The organism is Actinomyces dentalis DSM 19115, assembly GCF_000429225.1.
In the GTDB taxonomy this organism is placed as follows: domain Bacteria; phylum Actinomycetota; class Actinomycetes; order Actinomycetales; family Actinomycetaceae; genus Actinomyces; species Actinomyces dentalis.
The window spans coordinates 1-24,599 of sequence record NZ_AUBL01000013.1; the positions used below are offsets into that span (position 1 = coordinate 1).

Below are 24,599 nucleotides of genomic sequence, written 5' to 3' on the forward strand. Positions count from 1 at the left end.
GCCCTTGCCGTGGACGTACAGGGGGTGGGCTGGAGTGGTCTCCAGGTCGCCGTTGCTGGTGCGGATCCGGATGGTGGGCGTGTGCTCGTGGGTGAAGGTCCTGGTGACCGTGGAGGTGGTGGGTTGGCCGGTGTCGGGGTCGGTGCAGGCGACGTGGTCGCCGACGGCCACGTCCTCGATGGGCCTGGTGGTGCCGTCGGCCATGAGGACGGGTGTGCCGGCGGGGAAGCACGCGTCACGGCCCACTGAGGAGACGGCTCCGACGCCGGCTCCCATGGTCCCGCCCATGGCGGCTCCCCGGCCGGTGGCGCCCAGGAGGCCGCCGACGGTGTGGGGGCCTGGTCCCAGCATGTAGCCGGCGCCGCCATCGAAGGCCCCGCCAGCCGCCCCGGAGGCCCCGCCGATGAGGGTGTTGCGGCCCATGGCACCCATGGCGGCCAGGCGGCTGCCGATGGCGCCGGTGCCGCTGGCGGCGGCCCCCAGCAGTCCTTGAGCGACCCCGCCCCCGATGGCGCCTGCGGCGGCTCCCACCAGCCCGGCTCCCAGGACCTGCCAGGGGTTGACGCCCTGGCCGGAGGCGGCCTGCTGGTCGTAGTTCTGCCAGGCGCCGATGACGGCTCCGGTGATGGCCCCGCCCGCGACCGGTCCCAGGAACGCAGTCGCCAGGCCCCCGATGACGATGCCGGCGGCGACATACTTCCAGTTATTGGCCAGCCAGCTGCCGGCTGCGGCCAGGCCGGTGGTGTGCGCCTCGTTCCACGCCTGCAGGTCCGCGTCGCTCAGCGGCCTCAGGCCGGTGGGGTCGGACAGGTTGACCGGGTCGTTGCCGGCGTAGGAGTACGGGTTGCCCGCCCAGCCGGCTCCCAGGACCGGCTCGAGCGGGTCGGGTGAGAGCAGGGAGTGTGTGGACGGGTCGTAGACGCGTGCGCCCAGCCACGACAGGCCGGCCCCGCCACCGGGCCGGCCGCCGCCAGCTCCGCCGGGGCCCGGCTCCCCGGGCAGGGTCAGGGTCCCGGTGCTGGTGACCCCCAGGCCGCCCAGGCTGGGGCCCGGCGCACCGGTGCCCCACGGGGAGGCGGCGGCGTCGTGACCGGCGCGCTCGGGCAGCAGCCACCCGCCGCCGGGCCCACCGGTGCCGGTGCCGACCCCGGCGACGGCGGTGACGGGCACGTGCCCGACCTGCGCCAACTCACCCCAGGCGGTGTCCCACATGACGCCCTGCCCATCGACGCCAGCCAGCTCACCCAGGGTGTCGACGTCCAGGGTGTGGGTCGACCCGGGCGCCCCGCCGCCGTCGGTCGTATCGGTGTAGGCGGCCAGGAACCCGCGCGGGTCCCAGGTGAACTCTCGCCTGCTGGTCCCGTCGTCCTGGCTGACCCGCCGCCCCGCAGCGTCGTAGGTCAGGACCTGTCGACGCGCCCCACCACCGTCGGCGCCCGCGCCAGCGCGACCGGTGGCGCCGGCATTATGCGCCGGGTCGTTCCCAGCGTCGGTGATGGGGTTCTTGGTGTCGGTGGTCGTGGTGGTCAGCAACTGACCGGCCGCGTCATAGGTGTAGGTGGTGACGATCCCGTCGCTGTCGCCGGCCTCCAGGCGGCCCAGGGCGTCCCAGGTGTAGGTGGTGGTGATGCCCTCGTCGGTGACGGCACGGGTCAGCTGGCCGGCCGCGTCGTAGGCGAAGGCGGTGCGGATCCCGTCCACGCTCTGGGCGGTCACGCGCCCCTGCTCGTCGTACTCCAGGGCGGTGGTGCGCACGAACCCGTCCCGCACCACCTTGTGAGCGACCACGCCGTGGGGCCCCAGGTCCAGGTGGCCTCCACCCCGGGCGCGACCGCCCGCGTCACACGCCCCAGCCAGTCCCGCTGAAGGTCCAGGCGCCCCAGGGCCGGGTGCTCGACCGCCGCCAGCATCTCGTCGGCGTCGTAGACGTAGCGGGTCACGGACCCGTCCGGGTGGGTCATGGATGTGCGCAGCCCGTCCGCGTCATAGGTCCACCTGATGGTCTGGTCCCCGCGGCTGCGGGAGACCAGGTGTCCCATGGCGTCCCAGGTCAGGGTGTCCGTGCGGCCGCCGGGGCCCGTGGCGCTCCAGGTCCGCCCGGCTATGTCCCGCACGATGCTGGCGATGGTCTCCGCCCCGGCGTCCTGCCCGACGGCGTCGCCTCCCTGGTCCTCCAGCCCGCCGGCTGGTCTGCTGATGACTCGTTCCAGGCGCCCGGCGCTCCCGTAGGCCCAGTCCAGGATCCCGGTGGCGTCCGCGCGGCTGGTCACGCGTCCGGCCGCGTCGTACGTGTAGCGGGTGGTGCGCCCCACCTGGTCCGTCATCGCCCTCACACGGCCCATGGAGTCATAGGTGCAGGTGCGCCTGCCCCCGGCCGCGTCGACCATCGCCACCCGGTGGCCCATCCGGTCGTACTCGAAGCGCGTGACCGCCCCCAGGGCGTTGGTCACCGACACGAGCTGTCCGGCGTCGTCGTAGGTGAACCTGCGCAGCCCGTACCAGGCGTCGCGCACCGAGGAGATGCGCCCGCACTTGTCGTAGGTGAACCAGGTGGTGCCCCGGCCCGGTTCCACCCTGCGGGTGATCCGCCCGCACACGTCGAAGGTTGTGGACACCTCCTGCCCATCGGGCCAGGTCTCACCCACCAGGCGGGAGTCGGAGTCGTAACGCATCTCGTAGCGGCGCCCACCCGTGGAGATCGTCGCCACCCACCGGCCCAGGTGGTCGTACTCGTAGGAGAACGACGCCCCCGACGGCTGGGTCACGCGCACCACGCGACCCGCGGCGTCGCGCTCCAGGCGCGTGCACCCGCCGTGCTCATCGACGCGCTCGACCACACGACCGCACGCGTCACGCACCAGCGTCGAGGTGGTGCCGTCCGCGTTGACCGCCCCCACCATGCGACCCAGGGCGTCCCAGGTGGCACCGACCTGCGAGTCGGCGTCGCGCGCCAGCGTGGGCAGGCCCAACGGCCCGGACTCGAAGTCCTGGACCACACCCGTGGGGTCCACCGTCCGGGCCAGGTCCCCATTGGCCGTGTACTCCAGGACCGCCCGCGCTCCTGTCGGGTCCGTCACGGAACGCAACCGCGACAGCGCGTCCCACCCGAACTGCCAGGACGACCCGTCCGGCAGTGTCGCACCGGCCTTGAGCCCCAGGTCGTCATAGACCGTTGAGATCACCCGGCCCACCGCGTCAGTCGTGGACTCCTCAGCCCCGTGGTCTCCATAGGCGACCTCGGTACGGCCCCCGGCCGGGTCCACCAGCGTGCACAGGCGCCCACCGGGCGTGTACTCCCACCGCCACAGGGCGCCGTCGGGGTCGCGGCGGTGGGTGAGGTTGCCCGCCTGGTCGTAGCGGTACTGCGTGCGGTGGCCCAGGGGGGTGGTGGCGGCGGTGATCTGTCCCCGGGCGTCGCGTTCCAGGCGCGCGGTAGCCCCGTCGGCGTTGGTGGTGGCGATCAGGTCGCCGCGGTGGTCGTAGGTCAGGTCCAGGCTCACGCCCACCGGGTCGACGACCCGCACCAGCAGCCCGTGGTCCCATTCCAGGTGGGTCAGGCCGCCGCACGGGTCCGTGATGGTTGTGGGGTTGCGGTCAGCCCCCTGGTAGGCGAATGTCGTGACGCTGGGGGCGGCGTCCGGCTCGGGGGCGACAGTCACTCGCACGACCCTGTCGGCCTGGTCGTAGTCATAGGTGGTCCGAGCCCCGGTGGGCTCGACCCGCATGGTCAGGCGGGACCGCTGGTCGTACTGGTTGATGGTGCGCTGCTTGTCGCGGGCGGTGACCATGACCTTGTTGCCCCACCGGTCCCAGATGACCGACTGGCGTGCCCCGTCGGCGTCGACCATGCCGACCAGACGGCCCCACCGGTCGTAGATCCACGTGTTGGCCCGGCCCCCGTCCTCATCGGCGACCTGCGTGACCCCACCGGGCAGGTAGGTGTAGTGGCTGACCCGCCCGAAGGGGGAGCGCTGTGTGAGGACCTGGCCGGCCTGGTTGTAGGTGTTATCCACCTCCACCACGCCGTCGGCGTCCACCACCCGGCGCACCCGCCCGCCCTCGTCCCACTCATAGCTGCGGCGCCCGCCCTCGCGCTCCACACCCACCAGCCGCCCCGAGGCGTCATAACGGTACGACACCTGCCGCCCGTCGGAGGCCTCCAGGCCCGCGATCCGGTCGGCCTCCTGGTCCCACACCACGGTGACGCGCCCGCCGCGCTCATGGGCCAGGCCCACCAGCCGCCCCGCCTGCCAGACGTAGTCCACCCGGCTCCCGGCCCCCGTGCACGTCCATGCCAGGCGCCCCGAGGCGTCGAACACCCACCGGCCGCCGGCGTTGTCCGACACCACCAGCCACTCGTCGCCGGCCGGCCCAGCGGCGTCGCCTGGCCCGCCGTCGTCACCGCCGGCACCGGCAGCGTCGCCGGTGCCGGCGCGACCGGCGTCGCTGGTGCCGTCGTCGGCCGGCTTCAGGTGCTCGAGCCACAGGGCGTCACCCGTGGCCCGCTCCCAGCCTGTTCCCAGGCGGGGGAAGACCACGTGCCGCCCTGAGGGGCGCACCCACCTCGCCCCCTCCTCGTCCAGGACCAGGCGCTCGTCAGCGCACGAGGCCCACCCCGGCCCCAGGGCCCCCACACCGTCCAGCACCGAGTTGTAGGTGCGCGCAAACCCCAGCGAGGCCAGGCCGCCGGTGAAGCCCAGGTCCACCTCACGCTCCACGAAGTTGCCCGTCGTGGTGTTCACCGGGTCATCGGCGTACCCCGAGGTCTGCGGGTCCCCCGCGATCCGCGGGGACGCCACATCCAGCGGCCTGCGACCACCCACGACCCCCTGGGCCGTCAGGGAGGCCTCCATCGCGGCGTCCGACACGCTCACGATCCCATCGCCACCAGCGGCCTCGAAGGCGGAGGCGACCGCCCCCACCCACGTCACCTCACCAGAGTTGTTCGAGATGAATGACGCCAGGGCGCTGGTGATCCCCGAGGCGTCCACGGAGCACCACGAGCACAACGACGCGAACGAGTCCAGCGCCGACTCCAGCCTCCCCTTGCCCGTGGACACGTTCTCGCTGGCCCCCGATAGGTTCGAGGCGTACGTGCGCAGGTCCGACGGCCTGGCCGACGACACCGCACCAGCCGCCCCCGGCGCCGGCTCCGCCCACGTCGAGACCACCGGCTCATGAGGCTCGGGCAACGGTACCGGAGCCGGGCCGGCAGGCGGCTTGTCCCCGTCGGTCAACCAGTCCCACCCCTGCTTGAACAGGTTCTCCTCGTCCTGACGGTCCGCCCACTCCTTGGCCACCGCCCGACGCCTCCGCTCAGTCGCGGCCGCACTCTTCAGCGCCCGCACCTCACTGACCAGGTCATCCAGAGCGGCCGAGATATTCGTACAGTCCTCCTGGCCCGCCTTGGCGCCAGAGTCGAACACGTCCCCGTAATGACCCTCAAAATCAGCCGACGCCGTCGACGCCCACACTCCCACATCCGACCCCATCGTCGAGATCGTCGACGACAAGCCCGACGCCGCCGTAACCAGAGCATCCGCCGTCGCGTCGTCAAACACCACCGGCTCGTTATACGCCCCCAGATCATCCTTGCACGAACCCACAACAACCCCCAGGGACCAGACCAGGACAGGACGAGAGCCACCCGCACCACAGCGGGATGACCTGCCACACTCTACGCCCACAATGGCTCTGCCGCCAGCATGAGCACGAGACGACGCCACCCCGGGTAGGCCGGCAGCGGGTGGGCGCGCAGCGCCCCGCGGTCGGCCGGCTCGCTCTCGTGCTCGGCGCACCTGGCCACCAGCCGCGGGTGCGCCAGCAGCGCCACCGGGTGGTTGACCCCGGCCGGGGAGTCCCGGACCAGGCGCAGGCGGTCGACGTCGTCGGTGTTCTCCGCCCGGTGGATCATGGCCGGCGAGTAGGAGCCCGCTTCCAGGCCCAGCCCGGCGGCCACCTGCGCAGGGGCGAGCATGGGCGGTGAGCTCGAGGGGCCGGTGCTGCCCGGCGGCCACCTGCGCGGGGGCGAGCAGCAGGTTGGCGGCGTGGTCGGTCGGGACCCGGTTGATCTCCTCGGGCATCTGCCGGCTGAAGGAGTGCGGCCCCGCCTCACCCCGGCCCGCAAGCCATCGGACCCTGCTCTCATACGGCCTGGACTGATCTCGGCGAAGGGGAGGAACTGACCGACCTCGTCGACGGTCTCGACTGAATCGTGAACGTACCTTTCCCGCTTCAACGAACCTCCGTTGACGTTGCCGACTGCCGTCAACCCATGTTGACGGCTGGGGTGCGGCCCGCGCCTCCCGCCGGTACCAGTCCGGAACCAACCGTCCGGCCCATGCCGTTCCGCCGGCGTCGGCCCCGGGACGGAAGACCGCTCCCCGGTCCGCCCGGCGGCCCCGTAAACAGCCGCCGTTCTCCGCACCTGTGAGTGATGCGCGCCATAAGATGGGGGCGGCGTCGCACGTGACGCCAGAAGGAGGAACCATGAAGATCCTGCACTCGCAGTTCACCGCCAAGCCCGGCTTCGAGGACGAGGTCGCCAAGATGATCTGCGGCTTCGCCGACAAGGTCCGCAGCGAGCCCGGCAACCGCGTCTTCGACGTCTACCGTCACAGCGACGACCCCGCGAAGTTCTTCGTCATGGAGGCCTACGTCGACGAGGACGCCTTCCAGACCCACCTGGGCATGCCCTACGGCGGGCCCTTCAACGCCCGTCTGGAGGAGATTATCGAGGAGCCCCACTCCATCCTCACCTTCCTCGACAAGATCGCCTGACGGAGTCCGCCGCGGCGCGCGTTCTCAAGGACGGGGTCCTCAGGGAGCGCGCGCCCCGGACCCGGGACGAGGGCCGGGCGTCCCGGGTCCGGGGATGATGACCAAGACCAAGACCAAGGCCACGGGCGGCGGCCCCCGCCCGTTCCCGTCCGCACCGTTCCGGCGCGGGCGCCGTCGGGCGGGTGGACGGCTCGATCAGTGGTTGGGGCCGCCCGCGCCCTCGTTGAGGCGCTCGGTGAGGATGCGGTTGAAGGACGCGGCGTCGCGGGTGGAGATGTAGTCCTTCACGGCCTGGAAGAAGCCGTCCTGCATCGCCGGGGAGATCACCTCTCCGTAGGAGATCGAGTTGAGGACCGTCTGGCTCCGCAGAGCGTCGGCCGTCTGCTGCTGGTAGGGCGTGAGGGAGGAGACGTCGGCGTCGTTGCGCACCGGGACGCATCCCTTGACCTTGCAGAAGTCGGTCTCGACCTGGGGGTCCAGGGCGGTGGTGAGGAAGGCGTTCGCGCTGTCGCGGTTGTCCGTCGAGGAGGAGGCGACGAACGAGTCGACGACCATGAGGAACATCCCCTCGGTCCCCGGGAAGACGGTCGCGGCCACCGGCGAGGCGCCGGTGCTCGGGGCGTCGGCGCTCGCGCTGGCGCTGGGGGCGGCGCTGCTCGGAGTGTCGACGTTCGTGCCGGCGCTGGGGGCGGCGCTGCTCGGAGTGTCGACGTTCGTGCCGGCGCTGGGGGCGGCGCTGCTCGGAGTGTCGGTGTCCGTGCCGGCGCTGGGGGCGGCGCCGGCGGTGGCCCCTGAGTCGTCGTTGAGGGCGGTGGACTCGGCGAAGGCGCTGTCGTTCATCTGGTAGAAGCCGCACTCGCCCGCCGCCAGACGGCCGGAGGCCTCGGACCACGTGTTGTTCTTGCCGGTCGCGTCCGTGTAGTCAATGAGGCGTCCGAAGGTGTTGAGGGCGGTCTGCACCTCCTGACCGCTCCAGTCGAAGCGGTCGGCCTCGATCCTCTCCCAGCCCTCCTTGCCGACGGTGGCCAGCAGGACCGCCTCGAAGAGCCCCGCGGTGCTGATGGAATCGGCCCCGCCGATGCACAGCGGCGTCGTCCCCTTCGCCTTCAGGGCGTCGAGGTCGGCGAGGAACTGGTCGAGGGTGTAGCCCTCGCCCGGCTCGGCGATCCCGGCGCCCTTGAGGACGTCGCGGTTGTACATCAGGACGTTCGCGCGGTGCGCGGACAGTGGGGCCGCGTACTGCTTGCCGTCGACCGAGACCGAGGACAGGACGTTCTCGGGCAGCTGCGCCTTGACCTCGTCGGTGAAGAGCGAGGAGACGTCGCCGACGGCGCCGGCGTTGTGCCAGGCGGTGATGTTCCCGCCGACGAGGCTCTGCCAGACGTCGGGCGGGTCCCCGTGCGCAATGCGCGTGGCCAGGACGACGTGGGCCTGGGAGCCCCCGCCGCCGACGACGGCGGTCTCGTCGACGGAGGTGCCGGGGTTCTGCTTCTCGTAGCGGTCGACGAGGACGTTGAGGGCGGAGGACTCGGAGGTGGACGTCCACCATGAGAGGACGTCGATGGAGCCGTTCGCGGTGGGGGTCGATCCACCCGAGCAGGCGGTGATGGCGAGGGCGGTCGTCGCGGCGGTGAGAAGGGCGACGACGCGTTGTCTCAGGGTGGTCATTACTGGGCCTTCCTCTTGTCTGAGGTCGTAGCGATTACTCGCGGAGTGGGTGTGCGCAGGTCGTAGATCGCGTAGAGCGTGACCATGGCGAAGCAGAACGCCGGGACGACGAAGGAGGTCGCCGCGCTCGTCATGTCCATGACCCGGCCCTGGACCATCGGCATGATCGCCCCGCCGACGATCGCCATGACCAGGCCCGCGGCGCCGAACTTCGTCGCCTCGCCGAGCCCGGCGAGGGCGACGCCGTAGATCGTGGGGAACATGAGGGACAGGCACAGGGAGATGGAGATGACGGCGATCACCCCGGTCATGTCCGGGCGGAGCACGGCGTAGAGGCACAGGCACACGGCGAGGGTGCCCAGGAGCGCCATGACCTTGGTCGCCCGGATGCGCGCGATGACGGCGGTCATGACGAAGCGGGCGATGAGGAAGACGACGAGGCTGATCTGCAGCATCTGCGAGCCCAGCTGGAGGGAGCCGTCGATCGCCTGCTGCGTGTACTGGATGATGTACGTCCAGCAGCACACCTGGGCGGCCACGTTGAAGAACTGGGCCAGGACGCCGTATCGGTATCTCTTCGAGCGCCACAGGACGGCCGCCGGGTTGGCGGGCCCGGCCGTGGACTCCTCGTCCGGGGCGGCCGAGGGCGGCGCCTTCTGGACGAAGATGATGACCAGGATGACGGCCAGCAGGATCCCGAGCCCGATGTAGGGGCCGGTGACGGCGCGCAGCTGCTCGGCGCGGATCGCGCGCTCCGTCTCGGCGCTGACGTCGGCGAGGTTCACCGGGGTGTCGAGCTTGGGCAGGATGAGGGTCGAGGCGATGAGGACGCCGATGTTGGTTCCCAGCGGGTTGAACGCCTGGGCGAGGTTGAGGCGCCGCGTGGCCGTCTTCTCCGGCCCCAGGGAGATGACGTAGGGGCTGGCGGAGGTCTCCAGGAGGGAGCATCCGGCGGCGATGGCGAACAGGGCGGCGAGGAAGGCCCCGTAGGTCATCACCCGGGAGGCCGGCCAGAATCCGAAGGCGCCCAGCGAGGCGAGGGCGAGGCCGGAGACCATCCCCGCCTTGTAGCCCCACCTGGAGTTGATGAAGGCGGCGGGGATGGCCAGGAGGAAGTAGGCGCCGTAGTACGCCATCTGGACCAGGGAGGCCTGGACCGAGGACATGTGGAAGATGCGTTTGAAGCCCGAGACCATGGGGGTCGTCAGGTCCGCGGCGATGCCCCAGGCGGTGAAGCACCCGATGACCGCGATGAGGAGCATGACGGTTCCCGGGAAGAGGATCCTGGTCTCGGACTCGGAGGGCGGGGCGGTGGGTTCTTTGTCTGTGGTGGCTGGGGCCGTCATGGGTTCTCCGTGGATCTGGTCCGGCGGCGCGGAAGCGGGTCCCGCGCCGGAGTGTGTGCAGCGCGTCACTGCGATGGTACCCGGACTGCGGCGCGCCGTCCGGCTTTACGCGAAAGACTGTGAACGAAGGGCGTCCCGAGAGGGGCGCTCCGCCGTCGGAGGGCCCCGCCCTCACCGCCCTGCGCGCCGGGCGCGGCGCCGTCTGCGGCGCTCCTGGCACCACTGCGCGACGGCGAGGCTGCTCAGGCCGTAGATGCCCAGCACGTACATCGACGTCGTCGCCAGCTCAGGCAGGGACAGGCTGCCCGCAGGCAGGGCGGCCCACTGCCACAGCTGCCCCGTCAGCTGGAGGCACAGCAGCCCGAGCAGGGCGAAGCGGGCCCGGTCGTGACCGCGGAAGGTGAGTGCGATGAGGGCCCCCAGACCCAGGTAGATCACCGCCAGCGAGCCCCAGACGACCGCGTCGAACCGCCCGGCGGGGAGCGGATGGCCCAGTTCCGCGACCATCAGGTCGACGAGCTGGGAGACGTGCGGCAGGTAGGACAGCGCGTCCAGGACGGTGCCGCACACGATGGCCAGCATCGCGCACACCAGCGCCGTGGGGCGGGAGGCCGCCCGTCGCGCCGCCTTCGACGTCGCCGTCACGATGTCGTCGCCGGGGGCCGGCGCCCCGGCGTCGCCGTCGGGCAGGACCGGGGCGGGCGCGGCGCTCAGATCGGCGCCGTCGAGCTCGAGGATCGGCAGGTTCCCGTCGGTTCTCACCGCGTCCCCGCCGCCGTTGCGCGAGTGGTACCCGGTGGAGAAGCGCTCCAGCACCGTTGCGCCGACCGCGGGGACCGCGTCGCGGACCGTCGCCAGGACGTGATCGCGCTCGGCGTCGGTGTCGGCGTCGATCTTGTGGGTGACCTGTCCGGTGAACAGCGACAGGCCGACGGCGCGGTCGTAGGTGCCGGCCGCGAGCCAGTCGACGCGCGCGCCGCCGGGCAGCAGCCAGCCCCCGGGGGTCGGCCAGAACCGGATGTGGTGGCGCCGGGAGGGGCTCCCCGCGACCTCCTGCTCGTAGGCGAAGGCCTGGGGGCGGCCGAAGAGCATGAGGGTGCTCACCGGCGCGGCCCGGTAGGAGCGCCTGGTCAGCGCCGCGCCCACGATGCGCATCGAGCTGCCCAGGCTCAGGGGGTCGGCGAGCGTCCAGCCCGCCGCCTGCATGACCCGGTGCAGGTCCTCTCCGGTTCCGCGCACGGCCAGGTTGATCGGGTCCCCGAGCATGCCGTTGGTGGTGCGGGCGCGCCCGATGAAGTAGTCGGGCACGTAGATCGCCGTGAGGATGCGGTGCACCCGGGGCAGGGCCAGGTAGGACGTCAGCAGCCAGAACCCCAGGAGGTAGGCCAGCTGCGGGGCCGGCCGCCAGCCCTGGCGGGCCAGCGCGAGCGCGAGCAGGGTCACGTACACCAGCGCGATGCCGAAGAAGACCAGGTCCAGACTGTGCCAGCTCAGCAGGCGCCGCCGCACGGGGCGCGGGGCCGCGTCCGGGTCCGCGCGCCCCCGCGCGTCGTCGGACGGGCCGCCGGTGGTCACGCCCCGCACCCTACGCGTCCGCCGGCGGGACGGCCCGCCGCCGGGGCGGGGCGTTTCCGCGCGGCCGCTGCCCGAGCGCGGTCCGGTCCGCGGTCCGGCCCGGGCCCCGGCGCGACCGGGGGACTCGCCTGTGCCGAGCCTCATTTTCCGAGTCAAAGGGGCCGTGCCCTAGGATGGCACGGATCGACGCCACCGATCGGCGTCCGTCGGGGCGCCGTCGCGCCCCGTGCGCCTCACCAGCATCCATGCATCGGAGTAGACCCCCGTGAAGAGCACTGTCGAGAACCTTGACCCCGCGCGCATCAAGCTGACCGTCGAGGTCCCCTACGAGGAGCTCAAGCCCAGCCTGGACGCCGCCTACAAGGAGATCGGCTCCCAGATCCAGGTCCCCGGCTTCCGCCGCGGGCACGTCCCCGACCAGATCATCGACCGGCGCGTGGGCCGCGCCACCGTCATCCAGGAGGCCGTCAACAAGAAGCTCGCCGACCTCTACCGCGAGGCCATCGAGGAGTCCGGGCGCGCGCCGATGATCCAGCCCGAGGTGGAGATCACCGAGCTGCCCAACGTCACCGGCGCCCAGGGCGGGCGGCTCGTCTTCACCGCCGAGGTCACGGTCCGCCCCGAGATCGACCTGCCCGATCTGTCCGGCGCCGAGATCGCCATCGACGCCGTCGAGGTCTCCGACGAGGACGTCGACGCCGAGCTGCAGAACCTGCGCGCCCGCTTCGGCTCGCTCAAGTCCGTCGACCGCGAGGCCCGCACCGGCGACTTCGTCACCATCGGCCTCAAGGCCGTCATCGACGGCGAGGAGGTGGACAGCGCCTCCGGCGTCTCCTACGAGATCGGCAAGGGCAATATGCTCCAGGGGCTGGATGCCGCCCTGGAGGGGCTCAGGGCCGGGGAGTCCGCCGTGTTCACCACCACCCTGGCGGGCGGCGAGCACGAGGGCGAGGAGGCCGCGGTCACCGTCGACGTCGAGGCCGTCAAGCAGCGCGAGCTGCCCGAGGTCGACGACGACTTCGCCTCGATCGCCTCCGAGTTCGACACGGTGGAGGGGATGCTCGAGGACCTGCGCCAGCAGGTGGTCGAGCGCAGGACCGAGGACCAGGCCGTCACCGCCCGCGACGCCCTGCTGGAGCACCTGCGGGCCGAGATCTCCTTCGACGTGCCCGCCGACGTGGTGGACAACGAGATCAAGCAGCACCTGGAGGCCGAGGGCAAGGCCGACGACGCCGCCCACGCCGATGAGATCCGCGAGGACATCACCAACGGCGTGCGCGACCAGATCATTCTCGACACCCTGGCCGAGGCCCTCGAGGTGAGCGTGGAGCAGGAGGAGCTGTTCGACTTCCTCTTCCACACGGCGCAGCAGTACGGCATGGAGCCCGCCCAGTTCATGCAGGGCGCCCAGCGCGCCGGCCAGATCCCGGCCTTCGTCTCCGAGATCGCCCGCAACAAGTCCCTCGCCCTGGCCCTGCGCCAGGTGACGGTCAAGGACTTCAACGGCGAGGTCGTGGACCTGACGAAGTTCATCGGCTCCGACGAGCTCGACGCCGAGGCCCTGGTCTCCGAGGTCGAGGAGGCCGCTGCCGACGACGGCGGTGACGACGGCGCGCCCGCCTCCGGGGACGACGCGACCGGCGCCGGCGATGACGCCGCGCCCGCCGGCGGCGCCGATGACGGGCCCGCGGACGACGTCGCCTTCGTCGCCTCGGCCTTCTCCCTGGCCGACCCGACGTCCTCCCCGGACTCCGCCGACTCCCCGGCCTCTCCGGCCTCCGCGGGTTCCGCCGGCAGCGCGGCCTCCGCCGGCAGTGCGGACTCCCCGGCCTCCGCCGGCAGCGCCGAGTGAGAACGAGCGGGCCGGTCGGCCGGTAGCCCGTGCGCCGGGCCAGCCGCGACGTCGTCCGAGGCTCAGTCGCTTGTGCGAGCGGGCCGCCGCCCTTCGGGGCAGGCGGCCCGCTCGCGCGTTGGATGATCGTTGACGCCGGACGCGCGGACGCCTACCCTATGACTGATCAGTCATATGACTGATCAGTCATAGGAGGTCGTCGTGCCCCGCCCCACCTTCTTCAACCTCCCCGAGGACAAGCGCGCCCGCGTCGTCGAGGCCCTCAAGGCCGAGTTCGCCGCCCGCCCCTACGCCCGGGCCTCGGTCGACCGCGTCATCGCCGCCGCCGGCGTGTCCAAGGGCAGCTTCTACCAGTACTTCGAGAACAAGGACGACGCCTACGCCCACCTGGTGCGCGAGCTCATGAGCGCGCGCGTCGGCCTGATGGGGGCGCCCGCGCCCGATGCCCCCTTCGAGGAGGTGCTCGCCGCCATCGTGCGGGGGAGCCATGACTTCCATCTGCGCGACCCGCTGGGCTGGGCGGTGCTCGCGCGCGCCCTGGCCGACGACGCCCCGCCGGTGCTCGGCTCCGACCAGTCGGTCTCCGGCGGCGTGCACCGGTGGGCGGTCGCCGCCATCGTCGCGGGGCAGGCGTCCGGCGAGCTGCGCGGGGACGTCGACGCCGAGACCGCCGCCTGGATGATCGAGCGCGTGCTGCTGGGAACGCCCCACTACGTCATGACCCGTTTCAACGTGGACCCCGAGCGCGCCGCCGTCGACGGCAGCGCCTTCGACCGGCCCGAGATCGCCCGGGTGGCCGACGTCGTCGTCGCCCTGCTGGCGGCCGCCCTCAGGGCGCCGCGCGCGGACGGTGACGGGGACGGTGACGGGGGCCGGGACCGCGCCCGCGGGAGCCGGGGCGCGCGTGCGGTGCGGGGCGCGGGGCAGGGCCGTCGGGACCGCATTCGTGGGGGCGGGGACCGTGCCTGAGGCGATCGCGGCCCGCGGGCTCTCCTTCACCTACCGGGGCTCGGCCCGCCCCGCCCTGGACGACGTCGAACTGAGCGTCGCCGCCGGCGAGATCATCGGCCTGCTGGGGCCCAGCGGCGCGGGCAAGTCCACCCTCCAGCGGGTCCTGACCGGCCTGCTCACCGGGTACCGGGGCTCGGCGCGCGTGCTCGGCCGCGAGATCGCCGACTGGGGGCGCGAGGTCTACGAGCGCATCGGGGTCGCCTTCGAGACGCCCGTCTCCTTCGGGCGCCTCACCCTGCGCGAGAACCTCGTCTACACCGCCCGCCTGTACCGCGGCCCCGTCCGGGACCCGGAGGGGCTGCTGGCCGCCGTCGACCTCGCCGACGACGCGGATCTGCGCGCCGCGCGCATGAGCAAGGGCATGGGGGTGCGCTTCAATGTGGCCCGTGCCCTCCTGCACGGACCCGAGCTGGTCTTCCTCGACGAGCCCACCTCCGGCCTCGACCCGGTGAGGGCGCGGAGGATGGAGGACCTCATCGCCGCCGAGCGCGCCCGGGGGTGCACCGTCGTCGTCACCACCCACGACATGACCCTCGCCCATCGCGCCTGCGACCGGGTCGGCTTCATCATCGACGGGCGCCTGGTCGAGCTCGGCGCGCCGGGCGAGCTGTGCCGGCGGTACGGCAGGCGGGAGGTCCGCGTCACCTGGGACGGGGGCGGCGGTGTTTACCCGCTGGACGGTCTCGCCGACGACGCCTCCTTCCACGAGGCGCTGCGCACCCGGCGCGTGCGCGCGCTCCACTCGCGCGAGGCCGACCTGGCCGAGGTCTTCGCCTCCGTCACCGGTCGGGAGCTGTCATGACCGGGGCCGGGGCGGGGCGCGCCGCCGCCTGCAGCCGCGCCGCCGTGAGGCGCGCCGCCGCCACCCTCGTGCTCGACCTGCGGCGCCAGGCAGCGGAGGGGTACTGGTTCGCGGCCCTGCTCGCGGGCCTGATGGTCGGCGCCGTCCTCCTCGCGATCGCCGGGGATCCGCGCCGCTGGTGGCCGGTCGTCGTCCTGGCCGAGCTGTCCATCACCTCCTTCTACTTCGCCGCCGTGCAGGTCCTGCGCGAGCGAGGCGAGGGCACCCTCGCCGCCCGGGCCCTCACCCCGCTGGGGCCGGGGGAGTACCTGGCCGCGCTCGCCGCCTCCCTGTGCCCGCTCGCCCTCGCCGAGGTCGGCGCGCTGGTCCTCGCGGCCCACGGCGCGGCGGTGCTCTGGCCGGTCCTGGCCCTCGGCGCGGCCCTCGTCTCCTGCCTCTACGTCCTCTACGGCGTCATCGCCGTCGCCGGCTACGAGACCATCGGGGCCTTCCTGCTGCCCTCGGGGCTGTGGACGATCGTCCTGGGCGTCCCCATCCTGCCCCTCCTCGGGGTCCCGGGCGGGTGGTGGTTGTGGTGCCACCCGCTCCAGCCCGCCGTCGTCCTCATCGAGGCCGCGTTCGGGGCCCGGCCGGTCGGGGCCGTCGCGCCCTGCGCGCTGCTCGGGGCCGCCTGGTGCGCGCTCCTGGCCCTCGTCGCCCGGGCGAGGCTGGTGCGCGCCGTCACCGCGAAGGGGGCGATGAACTCCAGCACTACCTGGAAAGAACTGGCAAGTGCGCGCCGTCACCGCGAGGGGGCGGTCTCATGAGGCCCCGCGCAATGCTGGGACTGCTGCCCGCGGACCTGCGCCGCCTGGCCCGCGACGAGCTGCTGGTGTGGATGCCGGCCGTGCCCCTGGCCATGGCCCTGGCCGCGCGGCTCGGCGTGCCGGCGCTCCTGCGGGCCGTCGGTCCGGGCGGGGCGGGGGCCCGGGAATGGGCCGCCCGCATCGACATGGCCGCCTTCGCCATTGTCGTGCCGGTGCTGGTCGGCACGGTCGTGGGCTTCATGCTGCTGGGGGAGAAGGAGGACGGGGTCTGGTCGGTCCTCGCCGTCACGCCGACGTCCCTGCGCGGCTACCTGATCTGGAGGGCCACCGGCGCGGTGATCGTCGCGGCCGCCGCCGGCGGGGTGTGCACGCGGCTCGCCGGCCTGGACGACCTGGGGGCGGCGCGCACCGCCGTTCTCGCCGCGGCCGGCGCGCCCCTGGCCGGCGCCGCCGCCCTGAGTCTGGCGGCCTGGGCGGCGAACACGGTCCAGGGATTCGCCGCCGTCAAGCTGTCCCTGATCGTCCTCGTCCTGCCCGCCGTCGCGCCCCGCGACGCCGGGGCGTGGCGCTGGCCGCTCGCCGCGATCCCGAGCTGGTGGCCGGTGCGCGCCTACTGGGACCTGACCGGCCCGGGATCCTGGTGGCCCGCCTGGCTGCTGGGGTCCGTGGCGGTCGGTCTGGCGATCATGGCGGCCGGGCTGCGCCGGGCCGCGCCCTGAGCGGCGACGGCATGACGAGGCGAGGCTGGTGGGACTCATGAGGCACTTGGGGTCGGCTCGAGTGCGAGACGTGTCCGAATCTGTTGCAAAGGCGCTCCGGACCAGGATTGGCCGCGAGAAGAAGCGCGGAATATCAACGATTCTCCTCGCGCGTTCCGGCGCGATCGGGGCCTTTGCAACAGATTCGGACACCGGGATTATTCCGGGTGCGTCTGAGCGCGTCTCCCGATGTGATGCAAGGGGTTGTTGAGGGCGGTGGGGCGTGGGGGTCGGTCGTGATGGTCCGTCCGAGTCGCCCCCGGGTGCGCTGCTCGTGCAGCTCGACGGCCGCGTCGTTGTAGATGGCCGCCCCTGGGTGCGCTGGGGGCGCTGGTCGCGGCGGAATCGGCCGGGGTGATCGTCGGGGGCGGTCCGGGCGGCGTCGGGGGCGGTTCGGACGGCATCGGGGGCGGTTCCGGCGCCCCGCCCCGCCGGTTGTCCCGCATGGTGGGACAGCGTCTCGCATGTCGTGACGACGCCGGTTCGCGAGCACGTCACTTAACCCGCGAGATCGTCACTTAACCCGCGAGCACGTCACTCTGGCAGACGTGCTCGCGGGTTAAGTGACGATCTCGGCGGTTACCCGACGATCTCGCGGACCGCGGCGGGGTGCGTCTGGGTGCGTCTCTTAGTGTGGTGGCAATTCCCGCGGGGCCCTCGGCGTCGAGGGGGGTCCGTCGGCCCGTGAGGGCGGCGGGCATCGTGGGAGCCCTGTTCCTCAGCCAGATTCACAAGGAGAGCACCGCCATGAGCCCGCCGGATGATAGCCTTCCGGCGGCCGGATGGCTGGCAGGTTCGCCCGTCATGACGCGTGTTGAGGGAGGTGGGCCGTGGTCCGGGTCGAGGGTCGTGACCGGGCGGCTGCGGGCGGTGCCGGCGGCGGCGCGGGCAGTGCGGGCAGTGCCGGCGGCGGCGCGGGAGACAGCGGCGGCGCTGACGATAGCGGCGGCACCGGCGTCGCGGGCGGGGAGGCGGGCATGCCCGCCGAGGAGGTCCTCGCCGTCGTCGACTGGTTGGAGGCGCGCGGGGCCGTCCACGTCATCACCGGAGGGTGGGCCGTCGACGCGCTCGTCGGGCGCGCCACCCGCCCCCACCGGGACCTCGATGTCATCGTCGAGGCGGGGGCGTGCGACGGCCTGGCCCGGTGGCTGTGCGGGCGGGGCTACGAGGTGGTCGTGGACTGGCTGCCGATCCGCGTCGAACTCAGGCGGGGGCGGTGCGGCGTCGATCTGCACCCCATGGAGGTCGACGGGCGCGGCGACGGCGTGCAGGCGGGCTTCGGCACCCAGGTCTTCGAGCACCGCGCCGCCGACCGCACGCGGGGCCGCATCGGCGGTCGCCGGGTCGTGGTCGCCACCGCGGCCCGCCTCATGGAGCTCCACCGGGGCTACGAGCCGCGCCCCGAGGACCTCCACGACATCGCTCTGCTGCGCCGCCTCCTCCAGTCGGACGAGCCGGCCGGGGGAGGCGGCGAGCCGGCGGGATGAGCGGGGCTCAGCCCTTCGCGTCGACGTCCACCATGACCAGCTGCATGCGGCAGGGGGTCACCGCGGTCAGGGCGTGGCGGTCGCCCGGGGCCAGGTAGATGACGTCGCCGGCCTTCATGCGCTCGGTGCGCTCGCCGATGGAGAAGTCCATCTCTCCCTCCAGGAGGGTGACGACGACGGCCTTGGTGGAGGCGTGCTCGGTGAGCATCTGCCCGGCGTCGAAGGTGAAGACGACGGTGCGCAGCACATCGTTGTTGACCACGACGCGGGAGGTGGTGGCCTCCTCGCTGATGGGCAGGGACTCGTTGAGGCCGAGGCGGAAGAGGGACTCGGTCACGGGGGTGGTGGACATATCGGATTCCTTTCTTGCGGGGATGGTTGAAATTCGGTTGCCGGGCCGCGGTGCGGGGCGCCGGGCGGCGTCAGGTCGAGGGCCGGGCCAGCCTGCGGCGCAGCGGCCCCAGGACGCACAGCTCGAGGGCGAGCGTGAGTCCCGCCATGACGACGGACAGGGCGAAGACGTCGGCCGTCTCCAGGTTGGTGCGCGCCTGCTGGACCTGCGCGCCCAGCCCCGTGGTCGTGCTGAGCAGCTCGGACATGACGGTGACCCGCACCGACTGCCCCACGGCCACGGTCAGCGCCGACAGTACCGGAGGGGCCACCGCGGGCAGAATGATCCGGCGCACGGTCCACGCCCGGCTCCGGGCGAAGACCCTGGCCATGTCCAGCAGGTCGGCATCGACGCCCGCCACGGCGTCGCGCACGGCGGTGGTCAGCAGGGGCAGTGTCACCAGGGCGACCACGAGGACGACGACCCCGGCGGTGGGCCCCAGCCAGATCATGCCCACCACGACGATGACGATCGGCGGCACGGACATGAGCACCTGCACCCACGAGTCCAGCAGCTCGCGCAGCCACGGCCACGTCCCCATCGCCCAGCCCAGCGGCAGCCCGATCAGGCAGGAGATGCCGAGCCCGACGGCGCCGCGCTCGACGGTGAGCAGGAGCGCGGCGCCGAGCTCCTCGTCGCGGATGAGCCCGAGCAGCGCCGTCCAGGTGGTCCGCGGGCCCGGCAGCACGTACTCGGGCTGAGTGCGGGCCGCCGCGTGCCAGATGAGCACCGCCAGCGCGATGCCCGTCCACCACAGCAGGGCGGAGCGCAGCCGCTCGGCCCCGGATCGCCGCCGAGGCATCAGCGCGGGTCGGCGACGTAGAAGTCCGCGGCCGGCAGGGACCCGCCGATGATGTCGGGGTTGAGCGTGGACAGCCTTGTGTAGAAGTCCTCCAGTTCGCTCTTGGCGTCGGCGGCGGCGACGATCTTGAGCTGCAGGCGCGGGATGACCTCCTTGACGACCGGGGCGGGCACGTCGTTGGCGCTCGAGATCGCCGCCACCGTCTCCTCCGACATGGCGTTGACGTCCTCGACGGCCGCCTCGAGCTCGCTCAGGACGGCGCCGACGAGGGCGGAGTTCTCGGTGAGCGCGCTGGGCATGACCAGGCCGGCCATGGGGAAGCGGGCCTCGCCGCCGGTGACCTCGGCCCACAGCGCCTGGAGGTCGACCGTGCGCTCCAGGCTCTTGCCCTGCTGCTGGGCCTTGGCGAGGCTGACGCTGGCCGGGTGCTCGGGCAGGACGGCGTACTCGACCTCCCCGGTCAGCAGCGCGTTCAGCGCCCCCTGACCGTCGGGGTAGGGCGTGATGGTCAGGTCGGAGTCGGCGCTCCACCCCTTCTGCCCGAGCAGGTAGCGGAAGACGAGGTCGGGCATATTGCCCGGCATGGGCACGCCCACCTGCTTGCCGCGCAGCGCCTCCAGGCCCTGGGCGGCCGAGCCCGAGGGGCCGATGACGTAGAGCATGCCCCACACCTGCATGGCGACCAGGCGCACCGGCACGCCCTTGTTGAACAGGTTCGCGGCGGCGTAGGAGGGGGTCGCCGCCAGGTCCGTCTCCCCGTTGACGAGCAGCGACTTGAGCACGTCGACGCTGGCCCAGTTGTCCTTCTTGACCTCCCCGACGACGCCGTCGAGGTGGCCGTAGGTGCCGAAGGAGGTCATGGGGGCGGCGTAGGCGAGGGTGGTGGGGGTGTGGACGCGCAGGACGTCGAGGGGCCCGGCCCCGGTTCCCGAGGGGCCGGCGGATCCGGCGGCCGCCGGGGCGCCCTTGGAGGAGCAGGCGGTCAGGACCGCGGGGGTCAGCAGGCCGATGCCGGCCAGGGAGAGGAGGGAGCGGCGCTTGATCATGCGGGGTTCCTTTCGTTGAGCGGAGTGGTCGGCGGACGTGCGGTCGGGGATCCCGATCGGTTCGTGACGGGGCTGTTGGCGGCGGGTCGGACGGTGACGGGGCCGGGGGCGACGGCGCCCGGTCGCTCAGGCGGTCAGGCGCCAGGTGCCGGGCGGGCCGTCCAGGTGCAGGTGGAGGTGGGAGACCTCCTCGGCCTCCTCGGGGTCGTGGGTCACCCAGACGGTCACCACGCTCTGGTCGGCGAGGAGCTCGATGAGGTCGGTCCGCAGGGCGGCCGCCAGCGGGCGGTCCAGGGCCGAGAAGGGCTCGTCGACGAGCAGGAGGGCCGGCGAGGCGGCCAGCGCCCGGGCGATGGCCACGCGCTGGCGCATGCCGCCCGACAGCCGCGCCGGGGGCAGGTGGCCCGCGCCGGCCAGCCCCACGCGCTCGAGCCACTGCACCGCCGTCAGGTCCGGCGCGGGGCCGTCCACAATGAGCGAGATATTGCGGTGCGCGGAGTACCAGGGCAGGAGGCGCGGCTCCTGGAACACCTGGGACAGGCGGCCGGCGGGGCGCGCGACGGCGCCGCCGTCGGTGGGGGACAGGCCGGAGACGGCCCGCAGGAGCGTCGTCTTGCCCGCGCCCGAGGGGCCGGTGACGGCCAGGGTCTGTCCGGGGCGGACCGTGAGCGACAGGTCGTCCACGAGGGTGAGGCCGCGGCGCACCATGGTCACGTGCTCCAGGACCAGGTCGGCGCCCGTGGCGCCGGAGCCCGCGCCGGCGCCCGCCGCGGGGCCGGTGCGGGCGCCGCGGGCGCGCGGGGCGGCGTCGACGGTCGGCATTTTCCCTCCTTGAGCCGTTATAAATAGGCTGAGGGAAGCCTAACCCACCGACTCCCCCTCCGGCGGGTGCGCTCCCTCACGGCGCGATCGGGGCGGGCGGACCCTGTGCCGTGAGCGAAAGCGTCCGATCGCGGGCATGGGGCCCGCGCCCGCGGCGTTAGCGTTGGCGGGACTGAACATGAGAGGACTGACGTGAGCGAGCACATCACGCCCAGGAGCGCCGAGCCCACCGGCGCCGGACTCGGCCTGACCGACTCCATCTACAACCGCCTCCTCAAGGAGCGCATCATCTGGCTCGGCTCCGAGGTGCGCGACGACAACGCCAACGCCATCTGCGCCCAGATGCTGCTGCTCGACGCGGAGGACCCGGACAGGGACATCTACCTCTACATCAACAGCCCCGGCGGGTCCGTGACGGCCGGCATGGCCATCTACGACACCATGCAGTACGTCAAGCCCGACGTCGTCACCGTCGCCACGGGCCTGGCCGCCTCCATGGGGCAGTTCCTCCTGAGCGCCGGCGCCAAGGGCAAGCGCTACATCACCCCCCACGCTCGCGTGCTCATGCATCAGCCCTCCGGCGGGGCCGGCGGCTCGGCCACCGACATCCGCATCAACGCCGACCTCATCATCGCCATGAAGCACGAGCTCGCCGAGATCACCGCCGCCCACACGGGCCACAGCATCGAGCAGATCCTCGCCGACTCCGACCGCGACCACTGGTTCAGCGCCGCGGAGGCCCTCGACTACGGCTTCGTGGACCACATCGTGTCCTCGTCGCGCGAGATCCAGCAGAACGGAGAGAACTGAGATGACGTCCCGCCCCTACTTCGAGGCCCTGGCCCGCCAGGTCGAGGCCGGCGGCCCGGCCCTGGCCCCGCCCGTGGCGCGCTACGTCATGCCGCAGTTCGAGGAGCGCACCGCCTACGGCTTCAAGCGCCAGGACGCCTACTCCAAGCTCTTCGAGGACCGCATCGTCTTCCTGGGCGTCCAGGTCGACGACGCCTCCGCCGACGACGTCATGGCCCAGCTCCTCGTCCTGGAGTCCCAGGACCCCGACGGCCTGATCACCATGTACATCAACAGCCCCGGCGGCTCCTTCACGGCCCTGACGGCCATCTACGACACCATGCAGTTCATCAGGCCGCAGGTGCAGACGGTGTGCCTGGGGCAGGCCGCCTCCGCCGCGGCCGTGCTGCTGGCCGCCGGCAGCGAGGGCAAGCGCCTGGCCCTGCCCAACGCCCGCATCCTCATCCACCAGCCCGCCATGGAGGGCATGCACGGCCAGGCCTCCGACATCGAGATCGTCGCCAACGAGATCGACCGCATGCGCGCCTGGCTGGAGGACACCCTGGCCACCCATACGGGCCAGCCCCGCGAGAAGGTCCACGCCGACCTGGAGCGCGACACGATCCTGACCGCGCAGGCCGCCAAGGACTACGGACTGGTGGACCAGGTCCTCGCCTCCCGCAAGGCCCCCCGCTCACCGCACTCCGCCTGAGCGGCGGGCGAGAACGGCACCGGCATGAACGCCCTCCGAGCCCGACGGCGCAGCTCGCCTGCGCCGTCGGGCTCGAACGGTTTGCGGAAGTCGACAAAGATGCGGCGAGTGAGCAGTTGCCGGGCGGTTCTCGGCGCGCCCCGCCGTCTCGGGGTGCCGAACACCCTAGGCTTACAGCATCTAAGGGAGGATCCCTCATCCCCACATCCCCCATCCCGCTCAATCAAACGGAGGAATTCTGGTGGCACGCAGCGCTGAGAGTGTCGACCTGCTCAAGTGCTCCTTCTGCGGCAAGAGTCAGAAGCAGGTCAAGAAGCTCATTGCCGGTCCCGGTGTCTACATCTGCGACGAGTGCATAGAGCTGTGCAACGAGATCGTGGACGAGGAGCTCGGGGAGTCCGCCGCCGGCGTGCCCCTCGAGCTGCCCAAGCCGCAGGAGATCTTCGACTTCCTCAATCAGTACGTCATCGGCCAGGAGAGCGCCAAGCGCGCCATGAGCGTGGCCGTCTACAACCATTACAAGCGCGTCCAGGTGCGCGAGCGCTCCGTGGCCGAGGGCGACGGCCTGGAGCTGGGCAAGTCCAACATCCTCCTGCTCGGGCCCACGGGCACGGGCAAGACCCACCTGGCCCGCACGCTCGCCCGCCTGCTCGACGTGCCCTTCGCCATCGTCGACGCCACCGCCCTGACCGAGGCCGGCTACGTGGGCGAGGACGTGGAGAACATCCTCCTCAAGCTCATCCAGGCGGCCGACGGCGACGTCAAGCGGGCGGAGAAGGGCATCATCTACATCGACGAGATCGACAAGATCGGCCGGAAGGCGGAGAACCCGTCGATCACCCGCGACGTATCCGGCGAGGGCGTGCAGCAGGCCCTGCTCAAGATCATCGAGGGCACCACGGCCTCCGTGCCGCCCGGCGGCGGGCGCAAGCACCCCCACCAGGAGTTCCTGGAGATCGACACCACCAACATCCTGTTCATCGCCGCCGGCGCCTTCGCCGGCATCGAGGACATCGTCCGCCAGCGCGAGCGCAAGGAGTCAGGGGCGCAGACGCTCGGCTTCGGCGGGATCCTGGCCGGGGAGAAGAAGGACGTCTTCGCCTCCCAGGTCCGCCCCGAGGACCTGCACAAGTTCGGCCTCATCCCCGAGTTCATCGGCCGCCTGCCCGTCATCGCCACCGTCCAGGACCTGGGGGTGGCCGAGCTCATGCGGGTGATGACCGAGCCGAAGAACGCCCTGGTCTCGCAGTACCAGTACCTCTTCAGCCTCGACGGCGTGGAGCTGGAGCTGACCAACGACGCCATCGAGGCCGTGGCCGAGCTCGCCCTGACGCGCAAGACCGGTGCGCGCGGCCTGACCTCCATCGTCGAGGAGGTGCTGGGCGACGCCATGTTCGAAGTCCCCTCCCTGCCCGAGGTCGGGCGCGTCGTCGTCGACGGCGACACCGTGCGCGGGCGGTGCAGGCCCCGCTACGAGGCGGGCTCGGGGACCCTGGCGGCGACCATGAAGAGCGGCCGGAGCCGAACCGCATGAGCGCGGCGCCGCCCGGCCCGCCCGATCGGCGGGCCGAGGGGGATGCGGGCGCCGTGCCGCCCCGGCTCGCCGCCTACCGCGCCACCATCGACAATCTCGACGCCGCCCTGGTGCACCTGCTCGCCGAGCGCTTCCGGTGCACCCAGCAGGTGGGGGTGCTCAAGGCCGAGCTCGACCTGCCGCCGTCGGACCCGGCCCGCGAGGAGCGGCAGGTGGCGCGGCTGCGCGAGCTCGCCGCGCAGTCGGGCCTCGACCCGGTCTTCGCCGAGAAATTCTTCGCCTTCGTCGTGGCCGAGGTCATCCGCCACCACGAGGCCATCCGTCAGGACGCGGTCCGACGGCGCTGAGCGGCGCCCCGCCCGGGCCGGGGTGCATGCGGCGGGGAGCCAGGACGTGACCGCCGCAGGGCCCCGCCCGG

General features: G+C 72.5%; 19 protein-coding genes and 2 pseudogenes. 11 read left to right on the top strand and 10 right to left on the bottom strand.

The window, feature by feature from the left end:
- The 3 genes and pseudogenes from G446_RS0104265 to G446_RS21485 form a co-directional block, all read right to left on the bottom strand.
- Positions 1–1,788 (bottom strand): RHS repeat-associated core domain-containing protein (locus G446_RS0104265; protein WP_281170207.1); only part of this gene is annotated, 1,788 nt, incomplete at its 3' end.
- Positions 1,713–5,426, bottom strand: coding sequence for a DUF6531 domain-containing protein (locus tag G446_RS0104270; RefSeq protein WP_156916515.1), 3,714 nt, complete (start codon positions 5,424–5,426; stop codon positions 1,713–1,715). The genes G446_RS0104265 and G446_RS0104270, both read right to left, overlap by 76 nt.
- Positions 5,427–5,728: 302 nt before the next feature.
- Positions 5,729–6,113 (bottom strand): annotated as a pseudogene (locus G446_RS21485) (non-hydrolyzing UDP-N-acetylglucosamine 2-epimerase); the annotation flags it as partial.
- Between the two features lie 376 nt (positions 6,114–6,489).
- Between G446_RS21485 and G446_RS0104280 the strand changes: the two are divergent.
- Positions 6,490–6,780: a putative quinol monooxygenase gene (locus tag G446_RS0104280; RefSeq protein WP_026409208.1), complete on the top strand. Its 291-nt coding sequence runs from the start codon at positions 6,490–6,492 to the stop codon at positions 6,778–6,780.
- A gap of 195 nt (positions 6,781–6,975) precedes the next feature.
- Here the strand turns inward: G446_RS0104280 and G446_RS0104285 are convergent, their stop codons facing one another.
- The 3 genes from G446_RS0104285 to G446_RS15920 form a co-directional block, all read right to left on the bottom strand.
- Positions 6,976–8,448, bottom strand: coding sequence for an ABC transporter substrate-binding protein (locus G446_RS0104285; RefSeq protein ID WP_026409209.1), 1,473 nt, complete (start codon positions 8,446–8,448; stop codon positions 6,976–6,978).
- The gene (gene fucP / locus G446_RS0104290) at positions 8,448–9,794 is read right to left on the bottom strand and encodes an L-fucose:H+ symporter permease (RefSeq protein ID WP_026409210.1); all 1,347 of its coding nucleotides are present in this window, start codon (positions 9,792–9,794) and stop codon (positions 8,448–8,450) included. The genes G446_RS0104285 and fucP overlap by 1 nt, the downstream gene beginning before the upstream one ends.
- Positions 9,795–9,965: 171 nt before the next feature.
- Complete coding sequence (locus G446_RS15920) at positions 9,966–11,369, bottom strand: LssY C-terminal domain-containing protein (RefSeq protein ID WP_051285642.1); 1,404 nt, start codon at positions 11,367–11,369, stop codon at positions 9,966–9,968.
- Between the two features lie 265 nt (positions 11,370–11,634).
- On the opposite strand from G446_RS15920, the pseudogene tig reads away from it, so the two are divergent.
- The 6 genes and pseudogenes from tig to G446_RS15940 all read left to right on the top strand — a co-directional run.
- A pseudogene (gene tig / locus G446_RS15925) lies at positions 11,635–12,975 on the top strand (trigger factor); the annotation flags it as partial.
- A gap of 447 nt (positions 12,976–13,422) precedes the next feature.
- The gene (locus G446_RS15930) at positions 13,423–14,190 is read left to right on the top strand and encodes a TetR/AcrR family transcriptional regulator (RefSeq protein ID WP_084778991.1); all 768 of its coding nucleotides are present in this window, start codon (positions 13,423–13,425) and stop codon (positions 14,188–14,190) included.
- Complete coding sequence (locus G446_RS0104310) at positions 14,183–15,034, top strand: ABC transporter ATP-binding protein (RefSeq protein ID WP_051285649.1); 852 nt, start codon at positions 14,183–14,185, stop codon at positions 15,032–15,034. The genes G446_RS15930 and G446_RS0104310 overlap by 8 nt, the downstream gene beginning before the upstream one ends.
- The gene (locus G446_RS15935; protein ID WP_211228240.1) at positions 15,031–15,840 is read left to right on the top strand and encodes a fluoroquinolone export ABC transporter permease subunit; all 810 of its coding nucleotides are present in this window, start codon (positions 15,031–15,033) and stop codon (positions 15,838–15,840) included. Before G446_RS0104310 ends, G446_RS15935 begins: the two co-directional genes overlap by 4 nt.
- Complete coding sequence (locus tag G446_RS0104320) at positions 15,837–16,559, top strand: Rv2686c family ABC transporter permease subunit (protein WP_026409212.1); 723 nt, start codon at positions 15,837–15,839, stop codon at positions 16,557–16,559. The genes G446_RS15935 and G446_RS0104320 overlap by 4 nt, the downstream gene beginning before the upstream one ends.
- A gap of 1,016 nt (positions 16,560–17,575) precedes the next feature.
- Positions 17,576–18,085, top strand: coding sequence for a nucleotidyltransferase domain-containing protein (locus G446_RS15940; protein ID WP_051285643.1), 510 nt, complete (start codon positions 17,576–17,578; stop codon positions 18,083–18,085).
- Between the two features lie 7 nt (positions 18,086–18,092).
- Here G446_RS15940 and G446_RS0104330 read toward each other — a convergent pair whose 3' ends face one another.
- The 4 genes from G446_RS0104330 to G446_RS0104345 all read right to left on the bottom strand — a co-directional run bounded on the left by G446_RS0104330 (position 18,093) and on the right by G446_RS0104345 (position 21,146).
- Entirely contained in the window at positions 18,093–18,437 is a 345-nt protein-coding gene (locus G446_RS0104330; RefSeq protein WP_026409213.1) for a cupin domain-containing protein, read from the bottom strand.
- Between the two features lie 70 nt (positions 18,438–18,507).
- On the bottom strand, positions 18,508–19,278 hold the full coding sequence (locus tag G446_RS0104335; RefSeq protein WP_026409214.1) for an ABC transporter permease: 771 nt from the start codon (positions 19,276–19,278) through the stop codon (positions 18,508–18,510).
- Positions 19,278–20,324, bottom strand: a complete 1,047-nt coding sequence (locus G446_RS0104340; protein ID WP_034469113.1) for an ABC transporter substrate-binding protein — start codon at positions 20,322–20,324, stop codon at positions 19,278–19,280. The genes G446_RS0104335 and G446_RS0104340 overlap by 1 nt, the downstream gene beginning before the upstream one ends.
- Before the next feature lie 126 nt (positions 20,325–20,450).
- Positions 20,451–21,146, bottom strand: a complete 696-nt coding sequence (locus tag G446_RS0104345) for an ATP-binding cassette domain-containing protein (RefSeq protein WP_026409216.1) — start codon at positions 21,144–21,146, stop codon at positions 20,451–20,453.
- 192 nt (positions 21,147–21,338) lie between these two features.
- On the opposite strand from G446_RS0104345, the gene G446_RS0104350 reads away from it, so the two are divergent.
- From G446_RS0104350 to G446_RS0104365, 4 genes are all read left to right on the top strand, one after another.
- Positions 21,339–21,956: an ATP-dependent Clp protease proteolytic subunit gene (locus G446_RS0104350; protein WP_273117287.1), complete on the top strand. Its 618-nt coding sequence runs from the start codon at positions 21,339–21,341 to the stop codon at positions 21,954–21,956.
- A 1-nt stretch (position 21,957) separates the two neighbouring features.
- Complete coding sequence (locus G446_RS0104355) at positions 21,958–22,647, top strand: ATP-dependent Clp protease proteolytic subunit (RefSeq protein WP_026409218.1); 690 nt, start codon at positions 21,958–21,960, stop codon at positions 22,645–22,647.
- A gap of 241 nt (positions 22,648–22,888) precedes the next feature.
- On the top strand, positions 22,889–24,181 hold the full coding sequence (clpX, locus tag G446_RS0104360) for an ATP-dependent Clp protease ATP-binding subunit ClpX (protein ID WP_026409219.1): 1,293 nt from the start codon (positions 22,889–22,891) through the stop codon (positions 24,179–24,181).
- Positions 24,178–24,528, top strand: a complete 351-nt coding sequence (locus tag G446_RS0104365; RefSeq protein WP_026409220.1) for a chorismate mutase — start codon at positions 24,178–24,180, stop codon at positions 24,526–24,528. Before clpX ends, G446_RS0104365 begins: the two co-directional genes overlap by 4 nt.
- Positions 24,529–24,599: the final 71 nt, after the last annotated feature.